Here is a 24006-nt window from a genome sequence, read left to right as displayed (position 1 = left end):
TCTGGGGGGCCGGAACCCCGCCGCGTCAGTGGCGCGTGGCCGACGGCGCCTCGCTGCCGCCCCCGGCGAACAGTTGGGCGATATCAGCCGCATCGAAGGCGTAGCGCTGGTTGCAGAATTGGCAATCGATGGTGACCTCACCACCCTGCTCTTCGACCAGCGCCTCGGCATCGGCCTGGCCGAGGCTGACCAGGGCAGTGGCAGAGCGCTCGCGCGAGCAGCTGCAGTGGAAGCGGACCTCGAGCGGGTCGAACAGCCTTACCGGCTCTTGATGGTAGAGACGATGCAGGAGCGTCGGAGCGTCGAGGCTCAGGAGCTCTTCCGCGGTCAGGGTGTCGGCCAGGGTGGTCAGATGCTGCCAGCTGCTTTCGCGTGCCGTCGCGTCCCGAATCCGGTCGGCTGGCAATTGCTGCAGCAGCATCCCACAGGCCTGGCGCCCGTCGGCATTCAGCCAGAAACGGGTCGGCAGCTGCTCGGAAGAGGCGAAATAGCGCGAAAAGCAGGCGGCAAGGCTATGGCCGTCCAGCGCCACGATGCCCTGGTAGCGCTTGCCCTTGGCCGGGTCGACGGTTATCGCCAGCACGCCCTCGGGCATCAGCTCGGCCAGTCCTGCTCCTGGCAGGATCTGGTCGGCCTCGTAGCGGGCGATGCCGCGTATCTCGCGGCCGCTGGAGCATTCGACCATGAGCAACGGTACGGCACCACCGGAACGTGCCTGAAGCACCAGCAGGCCGTCGAATTTCAGCGTGCCGATCAGCAGCCCGGCAGCGGCCATCATCTCGCCAAGCAGCTGGGCAACAGGCTCGGGATAGGGATGCTTGGCCAGCACCTGCGCGTAACTGGCATCGAGCCTGACCATTTCGCCGCGGACGTCGGTGTCTTCGAAGAGAAAGCGCTGAGTATGATCTGACATGCCGGACTCGGGTTGTATGCGGATCGCGGATTCTAGGCAGTTCTGCGGCGCCGACCAAGAGCCGAGCGACGCGGTAATATTCTGTTGGTGCCCATCAGCCGGCGCCCTTGCGCAGGTAGTACAACTGGCGGCGCTGCTTCTTGCTGGGCCGCCCCTCGGTTTCGACCCCAAGCCCACCGGCCTTTCGCAGCGCCGCGGCCTGCTCGCGACGTTCGCGACTTTCGGCGGTTTCCTCATAGAGCGTCTGCGCCTCGGGCGCGCCGCGCCGGACGCCCGATAGCACCAGCACCTTCACCCTGCGCTCGTCAAAGCCGATGCGGATGACGTACTCCTCACCCACCTTCGGCTCCTTGGCGGGCTTGCAGCGCTCGCCCCGGCAATGCACCTTGCCGCCCTCGATCGCTTCCTTGGCCAGCGCCCGCGTCTTGAAAAAGCGCGCCGCCCACAACCATTTATCCAGACGTACCTTGGCGTCGTCACTCATCATCTACTGATTACCTGCCTTGATGCGATGACCTGGTGGCCTGTGCGGTTAGCTGGTTAACTCAAGTTCGGATGATCGTGGTTCCGAGACAAGGAGCGGCAACGCAGCATCGGGGCCGTGAGCGCCGAAACTGGCTAACTGAACCAACCAAACAGGCTACTAGAGTGGCCCAGTGCTCGGGCCTTGTCATGTGCCGGATGATGAACGCGCGGGCCGCTCAGTTTCTCGCCACCCTGCTAGAATGCGCCCAAATCCTGCGGACCCTCCCGATGACGACCGATTCCGACAGACTGATCGGCCTGCGCGAATGGGTGGCGCTGCCCGAACTGGGCGTGGCCGGCCTGCGCGCGAAGATCGACACTGGCGCGTCGACTTCCGTGCTGCACGCCTCGGACATCAGCGAATTCGAGCGCGGCGGCGAGCGCTGGGTACGCTTTACCGCCCACCTGGGCACGCTGGTGCAGCGCCGACACCGCTGCGAGGCACCGCTGGTGACGCGCAAGACGATCAAGAGCTCCAACGGCCAGGTGCAGACCCGCTACGTGATCCGCACCCCGCTGGCACTGGGCGATCGGACCTGGGCGGTGGAGTTCACCCTGACGTGCCGCAAGACCATGCGTTATCGCATGCTGCTCGGCTCCAAGGCACTGGTCACCGGGCGCTGGTTGGTGGACCCGTCGCGCACCTACCTGCAGGACAAGCCCCATAGCCTCACCGGCAACTGAAAAACTGTCGCAGTCCGCCTGGCATGTCTCGGAATGCGCCGGCACTCCACGTAAACTTGAACCTTTCTGCTCCGCTCCCCGAATGGCCTGGTGCTCAATGAAGATCGCAGTGTTGTCACGTAATCCACGCCTGTATTCGACGCGGCGCCTGGTGGAAGCCGGAGAGCAGCGAGGGCACCAGATGCAGGTCATCGATACCCTGCGGGCGTACATGAACATCGCCAGCCACAAGCCGCAGATCCACTACCGCGGCACTGCGCTGGACGGGTTTGACGCGGTGATCCCGCGGATCGGCGCCTCGGTGACCTTCTACGGCTGCGCGGTGCTTCGTCAGTTCGAGATGATGGGCGTTTTCCCGCTCAACGAGTCGGTCGCCATCACCCGCTCCCGCGACAAGCTGCGCTCGCTGCAGTTGCTCTCGCGCAAGGGCATCGGCCTGCCGGTAACCGGTTTCGCCCACTCGCCCGACGACATCCCCGACCTGATCCGCATGGTCAACGGCGCACCGCTGGTGATCAAGGTGCTCGAAGGGACCCAAGGCATCGGCGTGGTCCTTTGCGAAACCGAAAAAGCCGCCGAATCGGTGATCGAGGCCTTCATGGGCCTGAAGCAGGACATCATGGTCCAGGAATACATAGGCGAGGCGGGTGGCGCCGACATTCGCTGCTTCGTGGTGGGCGACAAGGTGATCGCCTCCATGAAACGCCAGGCCGCGCCCGGCGAGTTTCGCTCCAACCTGCACCGGGGCGGCCAGGCCAGCCTGATCAAGATCACCCCCGAAGAGCGCATGACCGCCATTCGTGCCGCCCGGGTCATGGGCCTGAACGTGGCCGGGGTGGACATCCTGCGCTCCAACCACGGCCCGCTGGTCATGGAGGTCAACTCCTCGCCCGGCCTGGAAGGCATCGAAACCACCACCGGCCGCGACGTTGCCTCCATCATCATCCAATATCTGGAGCGCAACGCCGAGCACGGCCTGACCCGCACTCGAGGCAAGGGCTGAGCCTAGAGCCGGGCAAAGGTGGCCTGGGCCTTGGCAACCAGCTTGTCGCCCTGCAGCACCTCAGCCTCCAGCACCTGGGTACGCCGGCCGTTGTGCACCACCCAGGCACGGCAGCGGATCTCGCCCTCGCTGACACTGCGGATATAGTTGATCTTGCTTTCCAGGGTCACGGTGCCCGGCGCCCCGTCGTCGAAGCTGTGGCTGGCCTGTCCCATCGCCGTGTCGATCAGCGAAAACAACGCGCCACCGTGCAGCTTGCCGTGCAGATTGCGCAGCCCGTCATGCATGGCCATCAGCACCACCGCCTCGCCGTCGCCACAACTGACAATCCGCAGACCCAGCAGCCGCCCGAAGGCGCTGCTGCGGCCGACCTCGCCCGCACCGTTCACTTGCGCATCTGCCGGGCGTTGGCGAACAACGCCGCCATGGCCGGATTGGCGGGTGCCGTAGCTGGCGCAGGTCGGGCCGGCTTTGCCTGGCCGCCACGCTTGCCGCCGCCGCGCGGAGCCTCGACCTTTTCGCCTGGGGTATCGGACATGCGCATGGACAGCCCGACGCGGTTGCGTGGAATGTCAACCTCCATCACCTTGACCTTGACGATGTCGCCCGCCTTGACCACTTCGTAGGGGTCCTTGACGAATTTTTCCGACAACGCCGAGATGTGCACCAGGCCGTCCTGATGCACACCGATGTCGACGAACGCGCCGAAGTTGGTGACATTGGTGACCACACCCTCAAGCACCATGCCCGGTTGCAGGTCGGAGAGTTTTTCGATGCCTTCCTGGAAGGCAGCGGTCTTGAATTCCGGACGCGGGTCGCGGCCAGGCTTGTCGAGTTCCTTGAGGATGTCGGTGACGGTTGGCAGACCAAAGGTCTCGTCGGTGAAACGGGCCGGATCCAGACGGCGCAGCAGGGCCGAATCGCCAATCAGCGAGCGCAGGTCACGGTCATTGCTTTCGGCGATGCGCTTGACCACCGGATAGGCCTCCGGATGCACTCCTGAGCGATCCAGCGGATTATCGCTGTTCATCACTCGCAGGAAGCCTGCTGCCTGCTCGAAGGTCTTGTCGCCCAGGCGCGGCACCTTTTTCAGTTCGCTGCGCGAGCGGAAGGCCCCGTTGGCATCGCGGTAGCTGACGATATTCTGCGCCAGGGTCGCGTTGAGGCCGGAGATGCGCGCCAGCAACGCAGCGGAAGCCATGTTCACGTCGACCCCGACCGCGTTCACACAGTCTTCGACCACGGCGTCGAGGCTGCGGGCGAGCTTGAGCTGGGAGACGTCATGCTGGTACTGACCGACGCCGATGGATTTGGGGTCGATCTTGACCAGCTCGGCCAGCGGATCCTGCAGGCGGCGAGCGATGGACACCGCACCGCGCAGCGACACATCTAGGCCGGGAAACTCGCGCGCGGCAAGCTCCGACGCCGAGTAGACCGAGGCGCCCGCCTCGCTGACCATGATCTTGGTCATCTTCAGGGCTGGATACTTCTTGATCAGATCGGCAGCCAGCTTGTCGGTTTCACGGCTGGCCGTACCGTTGCCGATGGCGATCAGATCCACCTCATGACGGGCGCAAAGCCGACCCAGGGTCGCCAGGGTACCGTCCCAGTCGTTTCTCGGCGCATGCGGATAGACGGTGGCGGTGTCGAGCAGTTTGCCGGTGGCATCGACCACGGCGACCTTCACCCCGGTGCGCAGACCCGGATCGAGCCCAAGGGTCGCTCGCGGACCGGCCGGCGCGGCCAGCAGGAGATCGTGCAGGTTGCGTGCGAACACGCCTATCGCCTCGGCCTCGGCCTGCTCGCGCAGCTCGCCGAGCAGGTCGGTTTCCAGGTGAGTATAGAGCTTGACCTTCCAGGTCCAGCGCACCACTTCGGCAAGCCATTTGTCCGCCGGGCGCCCGGCGCTACGGACGCCGAACCGCTCGGCGACCATGCCTTCGCCGGGATGCTGGCTGCCCGGTGCCTCATCGCCCACCTTGAGGCTGGCGCTGAGCACCCCTTCGTTGCGTCCGCGAAAGATCGCCAGGGCGCGGTGCGAGGGCACGCTCTTGAAGGGCTCGTCATGCTCGAAGTAGTCACTGAACTTGGCCCCCTCCTGCTCCTTGCCGGCGACCAGCCGCGCGCTGAGGGTCGCTTCCTGCTTGAGAAAGCCGCGCAGGCGTTCGAGCAGCGTGGCGTCTTCTGCGAAGCGCTCCATGAGGATGTACTTGGCGCCGTCGAGCACGGCCTTGCTGTCGGCGAAGCCTTTTTCGGCATCGACGAAACGCGCGGCCTCCGCTTCCGGGTCCAACGCCGGATCGGCGAACAGCGAATCGGCGAGCTCGCCAAGCCCGGCTTCCAGGGCGATCTGGCCCTTGGTCCGGCGCTTCTGCTTGTAGGGCAGATAGAGGTCCTCGAGACGGGTCTTGGTATCGGCCTCAGCGATCACCCGGGCCAGCTCGGGGGTCAGTTTGCCCTGCTCCTCGATGCTGGCGAGGATCGCCGCGCGCCGGTCATTCAGTTCGCGCAGGTAGCGCAGGCGTTCTTCCAGGTTGCGCAGCTGGGTGTCGTCGAGGCTGCCGGTGACTTCCTTGCGGTAGCGGGCAATGAAGGGGACCGTCGAGCCTTCGTCGAGCAGGGTGACGGCGGCGGCGACCTGTTGCGGGCGCACGCCCAGTTCTTCGGCGATACGGTTGTTGATGTCCATGAAACTACCCGGGTCAGTCGAACTAGCAGGACGGGCCTGCGCGAGGCCGCGATTATAGGGGAAGCGCGCAACAGGAACGCACCCACCAGCCGCACGGCTCATCGGGGCGAAAAATATGCTAACAATGGTTACCCATGGAGGTCGCAACCGGTACGCCATAATGCGCCCCACAATGATTCAGGAGATGCCATGAACACTGCAGCCACCGCGGAAGGCGAAAAGATCCTCATCGTCGACGACGATGCCCGTCTGCGTCGCCTGCTGGAACGCTTTCTCAGTGAACAGGGTTACCGGGTACGCGCGGTGGAGAACACCGAGCAGATGGACCGGCTGCTGGCGCGAGAGCTGTTCAGCCTGCTGGTGCTCGACCTCATGTTGCCCGGCGAGGACGGCCTGACCGCCTGCCACCGGCTGCGCGAGGCGAACAATCAGATGCCGATCATCATGCTCACCGCCAAGGGCGACGAGGCCAGCCGCATCCAGGGCCTCGAGCAGGGTGCCGATGACTACCTGGCCAAGCCGTTCAACCCACGCGAGCTGCTCGCGCGGATCCGCGCCGTGCTGCGCCGCCAGGCTCCGCTCGTACCTGGCGCCCCGGCCAGCGAGGACGAGACCGTCACCTTTGGCGAGTATCGCCTGTCCCTGGCGACCCGCGAGCTGACCAAGGGCGACCAGGTCCACATGCTCACTACCGGCGAATTCGCCGTGCTTCGGGCGCTGGTCCAGCATGCCCGCGAGCCGCTAACCCGCGACAAGCTCATGAACCTTGCCCGCGGCCGCGAATGGGACGCCCTGGAGCGCTCCATCGACGTACAGATTTCCCGTCTGCGCCGGCTGATCGAACCCGACCCGTCCAAGCCGCGCTACATCCAGACGGTATGGGGCGTGGGCTACGTGTTCGTGCCGGATGGGAGCAAATGAGCCAAAAGCCGCAAGTTCCAAGCCGCAAGCGGGGCTGAGCAGTCCGGTCGCTTTCCCCTTCCAGCAGCTTGAAGCTCGAGGCTCGCAGCTTTGATGAAAACCCCCCTCTGGTTTCCACAATCCTTCTTTGCCCGCACCCTTTGGATGGTGCTGGTGGTCGTGCTGTTCTCGAAGGTGCTGACCCTCGTCTACCTGATGATGAACGAGGATGTCATGGTCGATCGCCAGTACAGCCATGGCGCGGCGCTGACCCTACGCGCCTACTGGGCGGTGGACGGCGAGGCGCGCGAGCGCATCGGCGAGGCGGCCGGGCTGCGCCGGCTGGAAGAGCACGAGGTGCCGCTGGGCGAATACCACTGGCCCTATTCGGAAATCTTCCAGGCGCAGATGCAGCGCGAGCTGGGCGAGCAGACTGAAGTCCGGGTGCGCACCCATCCGCTGCCATCGCTGTGGGTCAAGGCGCCGGCGCTCGGGCCCGACTGGGTGGCCCTGCCGCTGTATGCCTTTCCTCTGCGCGGCCAGCACATCTGGAACGTGCTCGCCTGGTTTCTTGGCATCGGTCTGCTTTCCACCGGTGCGGCCTGGATCTTCGTCAGCCAGCTCAATCTACCGCTCAAACGCCTGGTCTATGCCGCCCGGCAGATCGGCCAGGGTCGCAGCGTGCGACTGCCGGTGAGCGACACCCCGAGCGAAATGATGGAGCTGTACCGCGCCTTCAACCAGATGGCCGAAGACGTCGAACAGGCCGGACGCGAGCGCGAGCTGATGCTGGCCGGCGTCTCCCATGACCTGCGCACCCCGCTGACCCGGCTGCGCCTGTCACTGGAGCTGCTGAGCAGCGATGCCGAACTGGGCGAAGACATGATCCGCGACGTGGAAGACATGAACGCCATCCTCGACCAGTTCCTGGCGTTCGTTCGCGATGGCCGTGACGAGCCGGTCGAGGAAGCCGACCTGGCTGCGCTGATTCGCGAAGTCGCTGCCCCCTACAACCAGCACGAGCGACAGGTCCGCCTGAGTCTCGAGCCGCTGCCAGTGATGCCGCTGCGCCGCGTGTCGATCAAGCGGTTGCTGGTGAATCTGATCGAAAACGCCATGCGCTACGCCGGCCCCGATGTGGAGGTGGCCGCCTGTGTCTGTGACGACAGCAGTGCGCCTTACGTGGTCCTTAGTGTGCTCGACCGCGGCAGCGGCATTGCTCCCGGCGAGCTGAACGAAGTCTTCAACCCCTTCATTCGCGGCGACCGTGCTCGCGGCGGCCAGGGGGCTGGGCTAGGCCTGGCGATCGTGAAGCGAATCGCGGCCCTGCACGGCGGCAGCGTCGAGCTGCGCAACCGCGAGGGTGGCGGCCTGGAAGCGCGGGTGCGCCTGCCGCTGGGGCTGATGCTGCCTCGCGACGCGGTCTGATAGCCGCCGGTTGCAGCCAATCGGCCGGCCCGGCGAATTTCGTCATCCCTCTTGTAGAGCCCTTCTCCAGCCCGCATATTGCGGCCACTGTTGAGAAGGAATCCGTAACTTGAGCGACCTCTATTCCCGCCGCCTGGCACTGCTGGCCGAGCCGGCCAACCTCCCCCTGCTCAACGGGTGTCTGCACGGCATCGAGCGGGAGTGCCTGCGCGTCGACACCCAGGGGCAGCTGTCCATGCGGCCACATCCGCCCGAACTGGGCTCGGCCCTGACGCACCCGCTGATCACCACCGATTACTCCGAAGCCCTCCTCGAGTTCATTACCGGCACCTCCACCGCGCCTGACCAGACGCTCCTGGAGCTGGAGCGCATCCACCGCTTCACCTATGCGCGGCTGGCCGGCGAGTACCTGTGGAGCGCCTCGATGCCCTGCCCGCTGCCGGACGAGGCGCAGATCCCCGTCGCCGAATACGGGCGCTCCAATATCGGCCTGCTCAAGCACGTCTATCGCCAGGGCCTGGCGCTGCGCTATGGCAAGACCATGCAGTGCATCGCCGGCATCCATTACAACTTCTCTTTGCCGGAAGCCTTCTGGCCGCTGCTGCAGCATGAAGAAGGCGACGAGCAGCCGCTGCAGGAATTCCGCTCCCAGCGCTACATCGCCCTGATCCGCAATTTCCGTCGCTACAGCTGGCTGCTGATGTACCTGTTCGGCGCCTCCCCGGCGCTCGAGAAAAGCTTCCTGCGCGGTCGCCCACACAGGCTCGAGCAGTGGGATGAGCACACCCTGTACATGCCCTACGCCACCAGCCTGCGCATGAGCGACCTGGGCTACCAGAACAACGCACAGGCCGGGCTGACCCCCTGCTACGACGATCTGGCCAGCTATACCGAAAGTCTGCGCAAGGCCGTGTCAACGCCCTACCCGGCCTATGAACAGGCCGGCAAGAAGCGTGACGGGAAGTGGCTGCAACTCAACACCAACCTGTTGCAGATCGAAAACGAGTACTACTCGAACATCCGCCCGAAGCGGGTGACCCGTACGGGCGAGCGGCCGATCCAGGCCCTGCGCGAACGCGGTATCCAGTACGTCGAGGTCCGCTGCCTGGACATCAACCCCTTCCTGCCGCTGGGCATCGATATCGACCAGGCTCGCTTCATGGACGCCTTCCTGCTGTTCTGCGTCCTTCAGGACAGCCCCACCCTGCCCAGCGGCGACTGCCGCGCCAGCAGCGAAAACTTCCTGACCGTAGTGCGCGAAGGCCGGCGCCCGGGCCTCGAACTGCAACGCTGCGGCGAGCGGGTCGAACTCAAGCGCTGGGCGGGCGAGCTGCTCGACTCGATCCAGCAGGTCGCCAGGTTGCTCGATCGCAGCCATGCCGAGGCCTGCTACAGCGCGACCGTGGTATTGCAGCAGGCCAAGGTCGAGGATCCAGCGCTAACGCCTTCGGCCCAGGTGCTGGCAAGCATGCGCGCCCAGGGCGTCGGCTTTCGCGAGTTCGCCATGGCGCAAAGCCTGGCGCATGCCGACTATTTCCATCGCCAGCCACTGGATGCGGCAGTGCTCGCCGATTTCGACCAGCGCGCCGCTCAGTCGCGCGAACAGCAACTGGCGATGGAAGCCGCCGATGACATGCCGTTCGACCTGTTCGTCGAGCACTACCAGAAGAGCGTGGAGGCCGGCTAGGCGCAGCAGGCAGCGGAGGCGAGTGTGGTGCTCAGCCTCCCTGTCTCAGCGCCTTGCCCACGGTCAGAGCTTCTTCTCGAATATCTTCGAGTTGCGCTGGAAGTTGTACATCGACGCCCTGGCGGCAGGCAGCCGGTCCACGCTGCTGGGCTCGAAGCCTCGCTCGCGAAACCAGTGGGCGGTCCGCGTCGTAAGCACGATCAGGCTGTTCAGGCCAAGCCGACGGGCGCGCTGTTCGATGTGCTCGAGCAACTCGTCGCCCCGCCCGCCGTGCCGATATTCGGAACTCACCGCCAGGCAGGCCAGCTCCCCGGCGCTGGAGCCGGCGATGGGATAGAGCGCGGCGCAGGCGACGATCAGTCCGTCGCGCTCGACGATGCTGAATTGTCCGATCTCGCGCTCCAGCACTTCTCTCGATCGACGGACCAGGATCCCCTGTTCTTCCAGCGGGGTGATCAGATCGATGAGGCCGCCGACGTCCTCGATGGTTGCCTCACGCAACTGCTCGAACTGCTCCTGGGCCACCAGGGTACCGCCGCCGTCGCGGGTGAACAGCTCGTTGAGCAGCGCCCCGTCGTCGACATAGCTCACCAGATGACTGCGGCGCACCCCGGCACGACAGGCCTGGGCCGCAGCATCGAGCAGTTCGGCCTGGTAGTTGCTGACGCCCAGCCGGGCCACATGCACCGGCACTTGTTGCGGCCTGAGTTCGCGGATCAGTTGCCCGTCCTCGCCGATCAGGCCCCGCTCGCCGCCGTAGAGCACCAGCTTGTCGGCCTTCAGATCGATGGCGGCGCGGGTCGCCACGTCCTCGCAGGCAAGGTTGAAGATCTCACCGGTCGGCGAATAACCCAGCGGGGAAAGCAGCACTATGGTGCGCTCGTCGAGCAACCGGGCGATGCCCTTGCGATCGATCCGTCGCACCTCGCCCGTGTGGTGATAGTCCACCCCGTCGACCACGCCGATGGGCCGCGCCGTGACGAAATTGCCGCTGGCCACACGCAACCGCGCGCCCTGCATCGGCGAGGCGGCCATGTCCATCGACAGCCGTGCCTCCAGCGCGACGCGCAGACTGCCCACCGCGTCGATCACGCACTCCAGGGTATCGGCATCGGTGATTCGCAGGTCCTTGTGGTAGCGCGGCTCGATCCCCCGGGCCGCCAGCCGCGCAGCGATCTGCGGGCGTGAGCCGAACACCACGACCAGACGCACGCCCAGGCTGTGGAGCAGCACCAGGTCATGGACGATATTGGTGAAGTTGGCGTGCTCGAGACCATCGCCGGGCAACATGACCACAAAGGTGCCATCGCGATGGGCATTGATGTAGGGCGAGGAATGGCGAAGCCAGGTGACGTAGTCGTGCATGCGGAGCGCCTTGCTCAAGCCTGGCCGTGATGACTGGTCAGGCAATAGTGTTGGATCAGGTTGCGCAGGATGCGAACGCCAGGCTCGATCCGCGAGAGCTCGAGGTATTCGTCGGGTTGATGGGCGCAGGCGATATCGCCTGGGCCAAGCACCAGGGTTTCGCAGCCCAACTGCTGAAGATAGGGCGCTTCGGTGCCGAATGCCACCGCCTCGGCCGCCTGACCTGTGAGCTTTTCGGCGACCCGGACCAGCTCGCTGGTAGCCGGCTCCTCGAACGGCGGCACCGCCGGAAACAGCGGCGCATAGTCGATGCGTACCCCATGCTGCTCGGCTACCGGGCGAAGCTTCTCGCGGATCGCCGCGCGCAACTGCTCCGGCTCCATGCCCGGCAGGGGCCGCAGGTCGAACTCCAGGGCGCACTGGCCGCAGATGCGGTTGGGGTTGTCGCCACCATGGATGCAGCCGAGGTTCAGGGTGGGCTGGGGCACGTTGAACATCGGGTTGCGGTATTGCTGCTGCCACTGCGCGCGCAGCGCCATCAGCTCCCCCATGGCCCCATGCATCGCCTCGAGGGCGCTGCGCCCGTAGGCCGGGTTGGACGAATGGCCGCTCTGCCCCTCGATGTCGATGCGTTCCATCATCACGCCCTTGTGCAGGCGGATCGGCTTGAGTCCGGTCGGCTCGCCGATCACCGCGGCGCGCCCCAGCGGACGCCCGGCGGCGGCAAGGGCCCGCGCACCGCTCATGGAGCTCTCCTCGTCACAGGTGGCGAGAATCAGCAGGGGCTGGCGGAAATCATGCTCCAGCAGCGGCCGTACGGCCTCGATGACCAGCGGGAAGAAACCCTTCATGTCGCAGCTGCCCAGGCCGTACCAGCGGTCATCCGCTTCGCGCAGCAGCAACGGGTTGGCGGTCCAGCGCGCGGCGTCGAAAGGAACGGTATCGCTGTGGCCCGCCAGCACCAGTCCGCCGGGACCACTGCCATAGGAGGCCAGCAGATTGAACTTGCCCGGGGCGATCTCCTGAGTCTCGCAGCGAAACCCGAGGTCCCCCAGCCACTGGGCCAGACGCTCGATCACCAGATGGTTGCTCTGGTCCCAGTCGGGCTGGGTGCAACTTACCGAGGGCGCGGCGATCAGCGCCGCGAACTGCTCCTTGAGGGAAGGAAAGGTCACCGGTGTCCTCCAGAGGCAGAAATCTGCAGTCAGGGAAACACGAAAGGGGCAGCTTTCCAAGGCCCGCAAACACGAACCCCGCCGGAGGGCGGGGTTCGGCAGGCATCAGAGGAAGATCGCCTGGAGTATGAAGAAGTAGAGGATCGAGAGACCTGCGCCGGCCGGCAGGGTGATCAGCCAGGACATGAAGATCGACCCCACCACCCCCAGGTTCAGTGCCCCGATGCCCCGGGCGATGCCGATACCGAGCACCGCGCCGACCAGCGTATGGGTGGTGGAGACAGGCAGGCCGATGGCGGAGGCCCCGACCACGGTGGTCGCGGTGGCCAGTTCGGCGGCAAAGCCGCGGCTCGGGGTCAGCTCGGTAATGCCCTTGCCGATGGTCGCGATCACCTTGTAGCCGTAGGTGCCAAGGCCGACGACGATGCCGATGGCACCGAGCAGCAGCACCCACGGCGGCAGCACGGCCTGGGCACCCACGGCCTCGCCACCGGACTGGATCACCTCCACCACCGCCGCCAGCGGACCGACGGCGTTGGCCACGTCGTTGGAGCCGTGGGCAAAGGCCATCGAGCAGGCGGTGAAGATCATGAGGACGGCAAAGACCTTCTCCACGCTGGCGTAGTGAAAGCTCTTGTCCGCCTCGGCATCGATGCGAATGCGGCTGAGCAGCGCGATGCCGAGCAGCATCACCAGCACGCCCACTCCCATCGACAGCACGAAGCTCTGGGCGGGGCTGAGATCCAGCCCGACATGCTTGAGACCCCGGGAGATGGTCATGACGGCGACCATGAAGCCCGTGGCGAACATGTACAGCGGCACGAAGCGCTTGGCGTTGCGGAACGGCTCCTCGGTATCGATGATCAGCTTCTGCACGCTCATGAACAGCAGAAAGGACACCACCCCAGACAGCACTGGCGACACCACCCAACTCGCGGCGATCGGCCCCAGCCCGGCCCAGTGCACCGCCTCCATGGACACGCCGACGGCGGCAAAGCCCACCACGGCGCCGATGATCGAATGGGTGGTGGATACCGGCCAGCCCTTCAGCGAGGCGATGAACAACCAGGTGCCGGCGGCCAGCAGCGCCGACATCATCCCCAGCACCATCAGGTCAGGGGAGATCACGTTGGCGTCGACCAGGCCGCCCTTGATCGTCTGGGTGACCTCGCCACCGGCCAGATAGGCACCCAGGAACTCGAACACCATGGCGATCAGGATCGCCTGCTTGATGGTCAGCGCACGCGAGCCAACCGAGGTGCCCATGGCGTTGGCGACATCGTTGGCCCCCACACCCCAGGCCATGAAGAAACCAAAGAGACAGGCCAACGCCAGAAGCAGAAAGCCGTAATCCGCAATCATAGACATAAGAACAATCCGTGAGGGCTACAGGACGGCCGGCGCTCAGCGCGCCAGCAATTGCTCGAGTCGGTTGCCGACGCGTTCGGCCCGATCAGCCACGTCACCGATCCATTCGATGATCGTGTAGAGGAAGATGACGTCCACAGGCGGCAGCTCCTTTTCCAGCTTGTAGAGCTCACGGCGCACCTCGATCTGCATCCGGTCGGTTTCCCGCTCGATCTCGCTGACCTCCTGCACCATCGCCTCCACCAGCGAGGCTTCGCGCCCGCTGAAGCCGGTCTCGAGCAGCTCGTCCAGTTCGTTCAGCGCCTTCAGCGCCTGTGCGCTGGCGTCGACGCTGCGCTGCACGAACGCCAGCATCAGGGGCTGAATGCCAGCGGGAACCGTCATGCAACGGCCCAGGATCAGCCCGGCGATATCCTTGGCACGATTGGCGACTTTGTCCTGTACACTCAGCAAATCCAGCAGATCCGAGCGCGGCACCGGTAGGAACAGACTTTTCGGCAGGTGCTGTCGCACGTTCTTCTTGAGCTTGTCCGCCTCGTTTTCCAGGTCGGCCATTTCCCGCTGAATCCGTTCGACCTGCTGCCAGTCCTCGGCAATCACCGCTTCGAATAGCGGAACCAGATTGGCGGCGCACTCGTGGGCCTTGGCCATGTGCTGTTGCATCGGACCGATCGGCGAGCGGCCGAACAGGCTGACAAAGGAATTGATCGGCATAGCGAAATGACTCCGGACGTCAAGAACTTGGCTGTGGTCCTGTAAGGGACGCGGATTCTATCAGAACGATTCTAGGCCCACCCGGCACATGCACAAAGAAACCGAAATCAAGCTACGCGCCAGCCGCGATACCCTCTCTGCCCTGCGTCAGCACCCGCTACTCAAGAAACGCAGCAAGAGCGGCTGGCAACGGCACGAACTCTTCAATCAGTACTACGACACGCCTGACCGCGAATTATCCGCGGCATGCGTCGCCCTGCGCCTGCGGCGCGATGGCGAGACCTCCATCCAGACCCTCAAGAGCCGCGGCCAGAGCGTCGCCGGACTGTCCGAGCGCAACGAGTGGGACTGGTATCTGGAGCGCCCGGAACTGGACCTGTCGAAGCTGGACGACAGCTGCTGGCCGGCAGCCCTGGCGACGCTGGACAAAAACCGCCTGGCACCGATCTTTCGCACCGACTTCGTTCGAGAAAAGGCCGACATCGCCTGGGGCCGCGGCAAGGCCCGGGTGGTTATCGAAGCGGCGCTGGACCTGGGCCGGGTGGTCTCTGGCGATAGCGAGGAAGAGATCTGCGAACTCGAACTGGAGCTGCGCCAGGGGGAGCCGGTGGCACTGCTGGAGCTGGCTATCGAACTGGCCGCTGACCTGCCGCTGATGCCCTGCGACATCAGCAAGGCCGAACGCGGCTACCGCCTGCATGATCCAGCAGGCTACAGGCTGCGTCCGGCGCCTGTCGCCCCAGGACCCGGCGACTCCCTTGACCGGGTTTTCGCCACCCTCGCCTGGCAGTTGCTCGGCACGAGCCAGCGACTGGCCGAGCAGTATCGCTTCAACGGGCACTGGACGCTGCTGGTCGACTGGCTGCAACAGCTCATCGACCTGCGTGCCCTGCTCGCCAGCCTGGGTTCTGCCGCGCCGCGCGCCAGCAGCCGTGCGCTACGCGAAGGCCTGGATGCGCTGATCCTGGAGTGGCGGCCGATCGTGGTGGCCGGCCAGGGGGACGACGCCATACGCCAGAGCGCCCCGCAACGCTTCGCCGGCGAACTGGAGCAGCCGCGCTGGGGCCTGCTGTCCCTGCAGATTGCCCACTGGCTGCTTACCCGCGGCTGGACCATTGGACGCAATGCACGTGGCGATCGCCAGGGCGAGGCGGTGATCGGCAAATGGCTACCCCGTACGCTCGCCGAAGAAGCCCAGGCGCTGCGCCTGGATCGCTACGGGCATCAGCCCGAGCAGCTACAGTCAGAGCAACTGCCGCGCTTGGAACGCATGCTCGTCTGGCTGCGCCTGGCGCGCAGTACGCTGGTGCTGAGCGAAGCCGATCGCCTGTTCGGCGAGCTGGCCAAGCTCCACGCGCTGGCCGAGCAGGGCGTTCAGTTCGAAGCCCTGGCCGAACAGGCAAGGACCCTGTGGACGCTCAAGGCATTCCGGGAACTGATGAAATAACCTCGTCGGGCGCCGACCACTCCGTCACCGCCAAGGGAATCCATGTCCAGCCAAGTCTCGTACGCCGACCGCAGCCTCGAACTCGCCGATCTGCTGAGGGCCCTGGTCGCCGACGGAAGGATCGACCAGGAAACCGCCGAGCATTGCCACGCGGTTCGCCGCAGCGCGGTCCACAATCAGCAGCATCCCCTGGAGTTTCTCGCTGGACAGCAGCTCGAGGACCGTCACCATCCGGGCCGCAAGCTGGACCTGGAAACCCTGAGCCGGTGGCTGGCCGAATTTGCCGGCCAGCCCTACCTGCGCATCGACCCCCTGAAGATCGACGTCGCCGCCGTCACTCCGCTGATGTCCTTTGCCTTTGCCCAGCGGCACCGCATTCTCGCCGTGGCAGCGACCCCGGACGCCGTGACCATTGCCAGTGCCCAGCCCTTCGTCAACAGCTGGGAAGCGAACCTGACTCATGTATTGAAGCGACCGATCAAGCGGGTGATCGCCAATCCGGTCGACATCCAGCGCTTCACCGTCGAGTTCTACCGTTTGGCCCGCTCGGTCAGGGGCGCCAGTGCCTCCGGCGAGAAGATCAGCGGGGTCGGCAACTTCGAGCAGCTCACCAGCCTCGGTGCCAGCGATCAGGAGCCCGACGCCAACGACGCGCACATCGTCAATATCGTCGACTGGCTGTTCCAGTACGCCTATCAGCAACGCGCCAGCGACATCCACATCGAGCCGCGCCGGGAGGCGGGCACCGTACGCTTTCGCATCGACGGGGTGCTGCACAACGTCTATCAGTTCCCGCCGCAGGTGACCATGGCGGTCATCAGCCGCCTGAAGACCCTTGGCCGGATGAACGTGGCGGAAAAGCGCAAGCCCCAGGATGGCCGGATCAAGACCCGCACCCCGGATGGCGGCGAGGTGGAGCTGCGCCTGTCGACCCTGCCCACCGCCTTTGGCGAGAAGATGGTGATGCGCATCTTCGACCCGGAAGTGTTGCTGAAAAGCTTCGACCAGCTGGGCTTTTCCGCCGACGACCTGCGTCGCTGGCGGCAGATGACAAGCCAGCCCAACGGCATCATTCTCGTCACCGGGCCCACCGGCTCGGGCAAGACCACCACCCTCTACACCACACTCAAGCAGCTCGCCACCAGCGAGGTGAACGTCTGCACCATCGAAGACCCCATCGAGATGATCGAGCCGGCCTTCAACCAGATGCAGGTTCAGCACAACATCGACCTGACCTTCGCCAGCGGCGTGCGCGCCCTGATGCGCCAGGACCCGGACATCATCATGGTGGGCGAGATCCGCGACCTGGAAACCGCCGAGATGGCCGTCCAGGCCGCCCTGACCGGGCATCTGGTGCTCTCGACCCTGCACACCAACGATGCGCCCAGCGCCATCAGCCGGCTGCTGGAGCTCGGCGTGCCGCACTACCTGATCAAGGCGACCCTGCTCGGGGTGATGGCGCAGCGGCTGGTCCGCACCTTCTGCCCGCACTGCAAGGCACCCACCGAACTGGCCGAAGACGCCTGGCACGACCTCACCCGCCCCTGGAGCGCGCCGCTGCCGACCCAGGCGCATCGGCCGGTCGGCTGCAGCGAGTGCCGCGACACGGGTTATCGCGGACGTGCCGGGGTCTACGAGATCATGCTGATGGACGACGCGCTCAAGCCGCTGATCACCGCCGACACCGACCTCCTCGCCCTACGCCGCCAGGCGTTCAAGGACGGCATGCGCAGCCTGCGCCTGTCGGGCGCGCAAAAGGTCGCCGCCGGACAGACCAGCATCGACGAAGTCCTGCGGGTAACGCCCATGAGCGAGCAGCGCTAGGCGACGGTCAGGCCATTGCAGCGACCGAACAGCCCAGGGATTGCTGCCAGCCTATGACCCGCGCACCAGACTTGCCACGCGCTGGGCATCGCAATTGAGAAAGACCGAGGTTTCCAGCCAGTGCGGGTCGGGGTACCAGGAAAACAGGAACTGCCCGTCCTTCAGGTTGTCGACCACCGTCTCGGCAATCCCCCGGCGCACCGCGGGGCAGCCCTGGCTACGGCCGATGCGGCCCTGGCGAGGAATCCAGTCCGGATCGACGTAGTCCGCACCATGGATGACGATGGCTCGCTCCCGGGCGCGGTCGTTGACCCCCGGTTCCATGCCATCCATGCGCAACGAATAGCCGTGACGGCCCTGGTAGCTTTCCGCGGTGCGGAACAGGCCCAGGCTGGTCTGGTGGCTGCCGAGGATGTTGGAAAAACGTTCGGCCAGGTTCTCGCCCGACTTCGAGCCGTGGGCGACAAATTCCTCGAGCAGCAGACGGCGCTCGTTCAGATCGAAGATCCACAGACGCGGCTCCGAAGAGGGCCGGGAATAGTCCACCACCGCCAGCCGCGCCGCCGGGCTGGCGCCGTTGCGGACCGCGCACTGCATGGCCGACACGGCCTGTTGCAACACCCGGGTATCCAGCGAGGGTGCGACCCGTGCGAGACTGTCGGTCAGTGCGGACGCGATAGAGGAATGGGACCAGAGCAACAGGCCGAACGCCAGGCAGATTCGCCCGAAGAAATGCCGCATGGGGAAACAGACTCCGTGTGTCACAGGCTCCTGGCCGCAGTCTCGCTCGAGAGGGCTCCCGGCACCGCAGCCGCGTATCGCCCGAGTCTACCAGCGCGAGACCAACCTGGAGCCTAGCCTTGCCCGATCCACGAACCATCTGTCTGATCGCCAGCCTGGGCCTGGCCTCGCTGGGCGCTCATGCCACCGGATTGCAACAGGTCCTCGACGACCCGGCGCAGTCCTGCCCGCCTCTGTTGCATACAGGCTACGCGGGCAACGCAGAGCTGCTGGCGTCGCTCTACGGGACGAGTGAAGGTCGCCCGCTCTGGAGCGATCCGGGCCGCCTCCAGGCGCTGCGTAGCGCGTTCGAGGCGCTGGCTGACGATGGTCTCGAACCCGCCGAATACCTGCCAGACCCATTTCCCGCCCCGAGTCTCGACCAGCCCGCCGCTACAGCGGCCTGTCAGGACCTGCTGCTCACCCGTGGCTATCTCGATGCCCTGCGCCACCTGGCACGCGGCCGCCTGGCGCAGCGCGATTACGAACCGCTCTGGCGCGAACGCGAGCACACCGGCGATGAAATCAGGGCCACCCTTGCGCTGGCCAAGGCCGGGCTTGCCGACCCGGCGCGCGCTTTCGAGCAGGCCCGCCCAGCCGCAGAGCAATACCGGCATCTGCGCCTCGCCTATGCACGGGCGCGCCAAGAGCCGCTGGCAGACTGGTTCGCCCTCGCCTCCGGCCCCCTGCTTCGCCCGGGCATGAGCGACCCACGGGTTGCAGGGCTCGAAGCGCGACTGCAGATGGCCGGCTACCTGCCGCCCGCGAGCGAACCGGCGACCCACCACCACCCGGCGCTGGTCAATGCGCTGCGGGCGTTTCAGCAGGATCACGGTCTGCAGGCCGACGGCATACTCGGCCCGGCCACCTTGCACGAGCTGAACATCAGCCCTGCTTCACGCCTCCACGGGCTGCGCGCCAATCTCGAACGCTGGCGCTGGCTTGCCAGGGATCTCGAGCCCGACCTGCTGCTGGTGGACATCGCTGGCGCGCAGCTGGCGCTGTACCGTGACGGCCAGGCGGTCTGGCAGACCCGCGCCCAGGTGGGCCGTGCAGGCCGCGCCACGCCCCAGCTCAAGTCCACGATCACCCGCCTGACATTGAACCCTACCTGGACAGTGCCACCGACCATCCTGCGCGAGGACAAGCTGCCGCAGATTCGCCAGGACCCCGAGTACCTGACGCGCAGCCGGCTGCAGGTGCTCGACTTCCAAGGGCACCCGGTCGATCCGGCCACAGTGGACTGGAACGCGCCCTCCGGGGTGATGCTACGCCAGGAGGCGGGCCCCGATAATCCGCTGGGCCAGGTCGCGGTGCGCTTTGCCAATCCCTTCGCCATCTACCTGCACGACACACCCAGCCAGCGCCTCTTCGCCTCGGCCGAACGCGCCACCAGCTCCGGCTGCGTCCGCGTCGAGGCGGCCCTGGGCCTGGTCGAGCAGTTGCTGACCGAGGCCGAGCGTGACACGGTCGAGCGACGTCTGGCGCTCGGCCGGACCTACGAGTATCGGCTGCAACGCCCGACGCCGGTTCTGCTGGGCTACTGGACCGCCGAAGCCGATGCGCTGGGCACAGCCCATTACCGCCCCGACATCTATCGCCAGGACGCGGCACTGATCGCTGCGCTGAATCGCGCCATGAGCGAGGGGCGATCCATCGCCCGCTGAACTCGGCGTCTTCCGCAGCGTCCAAAGGCCATGAAAAGCCTTGGGACGTTTTCCGCTCTGGCGCGGTCGTTCCCTTATCAGGCCAGGGAAAGCCAAGTGGATACCTTTGAACCAGACACCCAGTCCAGCTTCATGGAACGAAGCGGATCGACAGGCCGTGCCGGCCCCTAGTTGCCCATCCTTCCTTCCCCTCGATGCGGAGTTGCAGCGCTTCGCCGAATTGGCCGCCGCGCTTTGCGAGATGCCCTGCGCCGCCATCCACTTGTTCTATCAGGGCCAGCGCCGGGCCGCAGCAAGCCTGGGGTTGTCGGCCGAAGCCGTGCCGTGGCAGCGGTCGCTTTCGGCCCAGGCGATGGAACGCCCAGGGCTGTATGAGATACCCGACCTTGACCTGGTCACCGGCGCTGACCAGAGCCTCGAGCAGGCGCAGGGCATCCGTGCCTATGCCGGCGTCGCGCTCATCAGCGACACCGGGGAGGCAGTGGGCGTACTCTGCGTGATGGATCGCCAGCCGCACGCCCTTTCCGATGCGCAGCGGACTCAACTGGTCGGGATGGCCCGCCAGGTGGTCCACTACCTCGAACTGCTTCAACTGCGCAACGCTCGGCAGGCGCAGGCTGCCTGCGAACTGCTGTCGAGCCCCGATGGTACGCCGTTGCCGGTGGAGTACCGGGTACCCCCCATCCATGCCGACGGTGTATTGCAAGGCGCCGCCTGCACCTTCACCGATATCAGTGAGTGTGCCCGCGCCGAGGCACTGCGTAGCTTCATGCTCGACCTCAGCGATCACCTGCAGAAATCGGTGGTCCGGGTCGACCTGGACCTGCTGCTCAGTCAGCGTCTCGGCCGTTTGCTCGGGGTCGATCGCATCGCCCACGGTTTCCTGCACCCCGACAGCGGTGAACTGGAGATCGACGCCGAATGGCGGGCTCCTGAACTGGCCGAAGCCAAGGGCCGGCTCGCGCTTGGCGAGGGGGCACAGGCGCTGGCTGAACGGCTTGAAGAGGACGCCGCGGTTCCCCTGGACATCCCCGGCAGCACCGGGCTTCAGGCGCTATGGCAACGGCTCGAATGCCAGGACCTGTTATTCGCGCCCTTGCATGAGCCACGTCAGGCGTTGTTGCTGCTGGGCTGCCGAGGCCCACGCAGCTGGACCCAGGCGGAACGTTCGCTGGTTCGCGAGATCGTCATCAGGCTGCGTGCCGCGCGGGTGCGAACCCGTGTTACCCGCGAACTGCATGATGCCGAACAGCGCATCAGCCTGGCCAATGCCATTGCCGCGATCGGCATTTGGGAGTTCGATCCGAAGCACAACAGCCTGCACTGGGACACCCAGACCAAGGCGCTGGCGGGCATGGCACCGGAGGCGCCTGCGCCGAGTCTCGAGCAATTGCTCAAGCACATCCATCCAGAGGACCGCCCCCGGCTCAGCGCGGCGCTGGCCGATGCGCTCGATGCCAGGCATGACGGTCAGCTCAACCTGGACTACCGCACGCTCGACGGGCGCTGGCTGACCATTCGCGGACGCCGGGTAGACGACGAGCCGGTGCGCATCCTTGGCACCATCCGCGAAATCACCGCCGAGCGCAACGCCGCCGACGACCTCAGACGGATGAACCTGCTGCTCGAAGAACAGATCGAGGAACGCCGCCAGGCCGAGCGCCGCCAGGCGGCGCATATCGAACTCGGCGACCTGCTGCGCGGGCAACTCGACAGCGACACCATCGACCGGGAAACGGTACGCATCCTGGCCAGCACGCTGCGCCTGACACGGGTGCTGATGGCGCGCCTGGGCGCGACTGACGAGCGGGCAGCGATCTGTCACCAGTGGCCGGAGCAACCTCCCTGCCCCGAACGACGCCTGGCGCTCGCCAACCATCCCGGCCTCGCCCTGGAGCTGCGTCACGGCGCACTGGTGGTGATCGAGGACATCCGTCACGACCGCCGTACCGCAACCCACGCCACCCGCTATGCGCGGTTCGGCCTGTGCAGCCTGGTCTGCGTTCCACGCATGGAATATGGCCGGCTCAGTGCGATCCTGATTCTCATGCACGAGAGCCCGAGAGCATGGCCGGACGAGGATATCTTCTTTGTCCGCGATGTCGCCGACCGCGCCTGGACGGCCGATGAACGCATGCATGCCGAACAGGCGCTGCGCGACAGCGAAGAGCAGTTTCGCACCCTTGCCGACAACATGAGCCAACTGGCCTGGATGGCCGACTCGACAGGCCAGATCTACTGGTACAACAAACGCTGGTACGATTTAACCGGCACCTGTCCGGATACCATGCGCGCGTTGGGCATCGGCTCGGTCCACCACCCCCAGCACAGGGAGCGCGCGACCACCTCGCTGCAGCAGGCCTTCAGCCGCGGCCAGGTCTGGGAGGACACCCATCCCCTGCAGGGTCGCGACGGCCGCTATCGCTGGTTTCTGTCATGCGCCCTGCCGATCAGCAATGCCTCCGGCGAGGTGATCCGCTGGTTTGGCACCCATACCGACATCACCGCCCAGGTCCAGGCCGAAGAGGCGCTGCGCGAGCTCAACAACAGCCTGGAGCGGCGCGTAACCGAGCGTACCCACGAACTGGCCGATACCAACCGCCGCCTGCAGGTGGAGATGAGTGAGCGCGAGCGTGCCGAGGAAGCGCTGCGCCATGCGCAGAAAATGGAAGCCATCGGCCAGCTGACCGGCGGCCTGGCGCATGACTTCAACAACATGCTGACCGGCGTACTGGGGGCGCTCGACCTCATCCAGCGTCGCCTCGACCCGCTGCACAATGCCGACCTGCAGCGTTATCTGGATGCCGCGACGAGTTCGGCCAATCGCGCCGCCGCCCTCACCCACCGCCTGCTCGCCTTTGCCCGCCGCCAGGCGCTAGATACCCAGCCGGTGGATGTGAACGAGTTGGTGCTGTCGATGGAGGACATGCTGCGGCGCACTATCGGCGAGCACATCCAGCTGCATACCGACCTGCGACAGCGGCTCTGGCCGGCCTACACCGATGCCCATCAGCTCGAGAACGCCCTGCTCAACCTGGTGATCAATGCCCGCGACGCGATGCCCGAGGGCGGACGGCTGGTCATCCAGACCCGCGCGCTGACCTTGCGCGGCCCGCAGCCTGACAGCCTGGAGCCGGGCGACTACCTGGTGCTAAGTGTCGAGGACAGCGGCTGCGGCATGCCGGCAGAGGTGATCGCGAAGGCCTTCGACCCCTTCTTCACCACCAAGCCCATCGGCCAGGGCACCGGCCTGGGTCTGTCGATGGTCTACGGTTTCGTCCTCCAGACCGGCGGCGGCATCCGTATCGACAGCGAACCCGCCAGAGGTACGCGCATGACCCTGCTGCTGCCGCGCGACCATCAATCGCTGACGGCGAAGAGCGAGCACGAGCCCCACGGCGCAGCTGGCGAAGTCCCGCGCGCGGGGGCAGGGGAAACCGTGCTGGTGGTCGAGGACGAAGCGGCGGTGCGCATGCTGGTGGTGGAAGTCTTGCGCGAGCTGGGCTATGAGGTACTGGAAGCGGTGGATGGCGACAGTGCGCTCGCCTTGTTGCAGGGCAACCGGCGCATCGACCTCATGGTCAGCGACGTCGGTCTGCCGGGCATCAACGGTCGGCAACTGTCAGCGCTGGCCCGCCAGCTCCGCCCGGCCTTGAAGGTCCTGTTCATAACAGGCTACGCACCCGATGCAGAAAATCGCTGCGATTACCTGTCCAACGGTACGGAGATGCTCACCAAGCCGTTCAACCTCGATCTGCTGGCAAGCCGCATTCGCCAGATGATGGAGGCGGAACAGCCTACAGGGCATCCCACTTCCGACCCGCCGGGTCCCTGACA

18 protein-coding genes are annotated in these 24006 nt (G+C 65.8%); 9 read left to right on the top strand and 9 right to left on the bottom strand.

The annotated features are described in order from the left end of the window. Positions 1–25: 25 nt before the first annotated feature. The gene (hslO, locus tag ACFOMF_RS07850) at positions 26–913 is read right to left on the bottom strand and encodes an Hsp33 family molecular chaperone HslO (RefSeq protein ID WP_386363277.1); all 888 of its coding nucleotides are present in this window, start codon (positions 911–913) and stop codon (positions 26–28) included. A gap of 94 nt (positions 914–1007) precedes the next feature. Next, positions 1008–1400, bottom strand: a complete 393-nt coding sequence (locus ACFOMF_RS07845; protein ID WP_386363274.1) for an RNA-binding S4 domain-containing protein — start codon at positions 1398–1400, stop codon at positions 1008–1010. A gap of 266 nt (positions 1401–1666) precedes the next feature. Between ACFOMF_RS07845 and rimB the strand changes: the two genes are divergently transcribed. Together rimB and rimK are read left to right on the top strand one after the other, a co-directional pair. Then, positions 1667–2122, top strand: a complete 456-nt coding sequence (gene rimB, locus ACFOMF_RS07840) for a retropepsin-like aspartic endopeptidase RimB (protein WP_386363271.1) — start codon at positions 1667–1669, stop codon at positions 2120–2122. 97 nt (positions 2123–2219) lie between these two features. Then, the gene (gene rimK / locus ACFOMF_RS07835; RefSeq protein ID WP_386363268.1) at positions 2220–3125 is read left to right on the top strand and encodes a 30S ribosomal protein S6--L-glutamate ligase; all 906 of its coding nucleotides are present in this window, start codon (positions 2220–2222) and stop codon (positions 3123–3125) included. Between the two features lie 2 nt (positions 3126–3127). Here the strand turns inward: rimK and ACFOMF_RS07830 are convergent, their stop codons facing one another. Together ACFOMF_RS07830 and ACFOMF_RS07825 are read right to left on the bottom strand one after the other, a co-directional pair. Further along, a complete protein-coding gene (locus ACFOMF_RS07830; RefSeq protein WP_386363265.1) occupies positions 3128–3514 on the bottom strand; it encodes a PaaI family thioesterase in 387 nt (128 codons plus the stop codon). Then, positions 3511–5814 carry a Tex family protein gene (locus tag ACFOMF_RS07825; protein WP_386363262.1) on the bottom strand — a complete coding sequence of 768 codons (2304 nt, stop codon included), beginning with the start codon at positions 5812–5814 and terminating at the stop codon, positions 3511–3513. The genes ACFOMF_RS07830 and ACFOMF_RS07825 overlap by 4 nt, the downstream gene beginning before the upstream one ends. Positions 5815–6003: 189 nt before the next feature. Between ACFOMF_RS07825 and ompR the strand changes: the two genes are divergently transcribed. From ompR to gshA, 3 genes are all read left to right on the top strand, one after another. Further along, a complete protein-coding gene (ompR, locus tag ACFOMF_RS07820; protein ID WP_386363258.1) occupies positions 6004–6735 on the top strand; it encodes an osmolarity response regulator transcription factor OmpR in 732 nt (243 codons plus the stop codon). A gap of 93 nt (positions 6736–6828) precedes the next feature. Continuing rightward, a complete protein-coding gene (locus tag ACFOMF_RS07815) occupies positions 6829–8142 on the top strand; it encodes an ATP-binding protein (protein WP_386363255.1) in 1314 nt (437 codons plus the stop codon). A 109-nt stretch (positions 8143–8251) separates the two neighbouring features. Further along, positions 8252–9829: a glutamate--cysteine ligase gene (gene gshA, locus ACFOMF_RS07810; protein WP_386363253.1), complete on the top strand. Its 1578-nt coding sequence runs from the start codon at positions 8252–8254 to the stop codon at positions 9827–9829. A 63-nt stretch (positions 9830–9892) separates the two neighbouring features. On the opposite strand, the gene argA is transcribed toward gshA, so the two are convergent. The 4 genes from argA to ACFOMF_RS07790 form a co-directional block, all read right to left on the bottom strand. Beyond that, positions 9893–11194, bottom strand: a complete 1302-nt coding sequence (argA, locus tag ACFOMF_RS07805) for an amino-acid N-acetyltransferase (RefSeq protein WP_386363250.1) — start codon at positions 11192–11194, stop codon at positions 9893–9895. Positions 11195–11208: 14 nt separating this feature from the next. Then, positions 11209–12369, bottom strand: a complete 1161-nt coding sequence (gene argE / locus ACFOMF_RS07800) for an acetylornithine deacetylase (RefSeq protein WP_386363246.1) — start codon at positions 12367–12369, stop codon at positions 11209–11211. Positions 12370–12474: 105 nt separating this feature from the next. Further along, a complete protein-coding gene (locus ACFOMF_RS07795; protein ID WP_386363243.1) occupies positions 12475–13737 on the bottom strand; it encodes an inorganic phosphate transporter in 1263 nt (420 codons plus the stop codon). A gap of 36 nt (positions 13738–13773) precedes the next feature. Continuing rightward, positions 13774–14451 carry a TIGR00153 family protein gene (locus tag ACFOMF_RS07790; protein WP_386363240.1) on the bottom strand — a complete coding sequence of 226 codons (678 nt, stop codon included), beginning with the start codon at positions 14449–14451 and terminating at the stop codon, positions 13774–13776. A gap of 88 nt (positions 14452–14539) precedes the next feature. Between ACFOMF_RS07790 and ACFOMF_RS07785 the strand changes: the two genes are divergently transcribed. Together ACFOMF_RS07785 and ACFOMF_RS07780 are read left to right on the top strand one after the other, a co-directional pair. Beyond that, entirely contained in the window at positions 14540–15898 is a 1359-nt protein-coding gene (locus ACFOMF_RS07785) for a CYTH domain-containing protein (RefSeq protein WP_386363237.1), read from the top strand. Between the two features lie 42 nt (positions 15899–15940). Continuing rightward, a complete protein-coding gene (locus ACFOMF_RS07780) occupies positions 15941–17722 on the top strand; it encodes a GspE/PulE family protein (protein ID WP_386363234.1) in 1782 nt (593 codons plus the stop codon). Between the two features lie 51 nt (positions 17723–17773). Here ACFOMF_RS07780 and ACFOMF_RS07775 read toward each other — a convergent pair whose 3' ends face one another. Further along, positions 17774–18463: a murein L,D-transpeptidase catalytic domain family protein gene (locus ACFOMF_RS07775; RefSeq protein WP_386363231.1), complete on the bottom strand. Its 690-nt coding sequence runs from the start codon at positions 18461–18463 to the stop codon at positions 17774–17776. 119 nt (positions 18464–18582) lie between these two features. Between ACFOMF_RS07775 and ACFOMF_RS07770 the strand changes: the two genes are divergently transcribed. Further along, positions 18583–20169 carry a L,D-transpeptidase family protein gene (locus ACFOMF_RS07770; RefSeq protein ID WP_386363228.1) on the top strand — a complete coding sequence of 529 codons (1587 nt, stop codon included), beginning with the start codon at positions 18583–18585 and terminating at the stop codon, positions 20167–20169. A gap of 157 nt (positions 20170–20326) precedes the next feature. Then, positions 20327–24004, top strand: a complete 3678-nt coding sequence (locus tag ACFOMF_RS07765) for a PAS domain-containing protein (RefSeq protein WP_386363225.1) — start codon at positions 20327–20329, stop codon at positions 24002–24004. The last annotated feature ends 2 nt before the right edge of the window (positions 24005–24006 follow it).

Source organism: Stutzerimonas tarimensis (assembly GCF_042648805.1).
GTDB classification, from domain to species: Bacteria; Pseudomonadota; Gammaproteobacteria; order Pseudomonadales; family Pseudomonadaceae; genus Azomonas; species Azomonas tarimensis.
The sequence above is the reverse complement of the archived record's forward strand: the minus strand, read 5'-3'. Positions and strand labels throughout refer to the sequence as shown.

Coding starts and splice junctions, on each gene's coding strand:
- hslO (WP_386363277.1), bottom strand. CDS start 913: ATGTCAGATCATACTCAGCGCTTTCTCTTCGAAGACACCGACGTCCGC.
- ACFOMF_RS07845 (WP_386363274.1), bottom strand. CDS start 1,400: ATGATGAGTGACGACGCCAAGGTACGTCTGGATAAATGGTTGTGGGCG.
- rimB (WP_386363271.1), top strand. CDS start 1,667: ATGACGACCGATTCCGACAGACTGATCGGCCTGCGCGAATGGGTGGCG.
- rimK (WP_386363268.1), top strand. CDS start 2,220: ATGAAGATCGCAGTGTTGTCACGTAATCCACGCCTGTATTCGACGCGG.
- ACFOMF_RS07825 (WP_386363262.1), bottom strand. CDS start 5,814: ATGGACATCAACAACCGTATCGCCGAAGAACTGGGCGTGCGCCCGCAA.
- ompR (WP_386363258.1), top strand. CDS start 6,004: ATGAACACTGCAGCCACCGCGGAAGGCGAAAAGATCCTCATCGTCGAC.
- ACFOMF_RS07815 (WP_386363255.1), top strand. CDS start 6,829: ATGAAAACCCCCCTCTGGTTTCCACAATCCTTCTTTGCCCGCACCCTT.
- argA (WP_386363250.1), bottom strand. CDS start 11,194: ATGCACGACTACGTCACCTGGCTTCGCCATTCCTCGCCCTACATCAAT.
- ACFOMF_RS07795 (WP_386363243.1), bottom strand. CDS start 13,737: ATGTCTATGATTGCGGATTACGGCTTTCTGCTTCTGGCGTTGGCCTGT.
- ACFOMF_RS07790 (WP_386363240.1), bottom strand. CDS start 14,451: ATGCCGATCAATTCCTTTGTCAGCCTGTTCGGCCGCTCGCCGATCGGT.
- ACFOMF_RS07785 (WP_386363237.1), top strand. CDS start 14,540: ATGCACAAAGAAACCGAAATCAAGCTACGCGCCAGCCGCGATACCCTC.
- ACFOMF_RS07780 (WP_386363234.1), top strand. CDS start 15,941: ATGTCCAGCCAAGTCTCGTACGCCGACCGCAGCCTCGAACTCGCCGAT.
- ACFOMF_RS07775 (WP_386363231.1), bottom strand. CDS start 18,463: ATGCGGCATTTCTTCGGGCGAATCTGCCTGGCGTTCGGCCTGTTGCTC.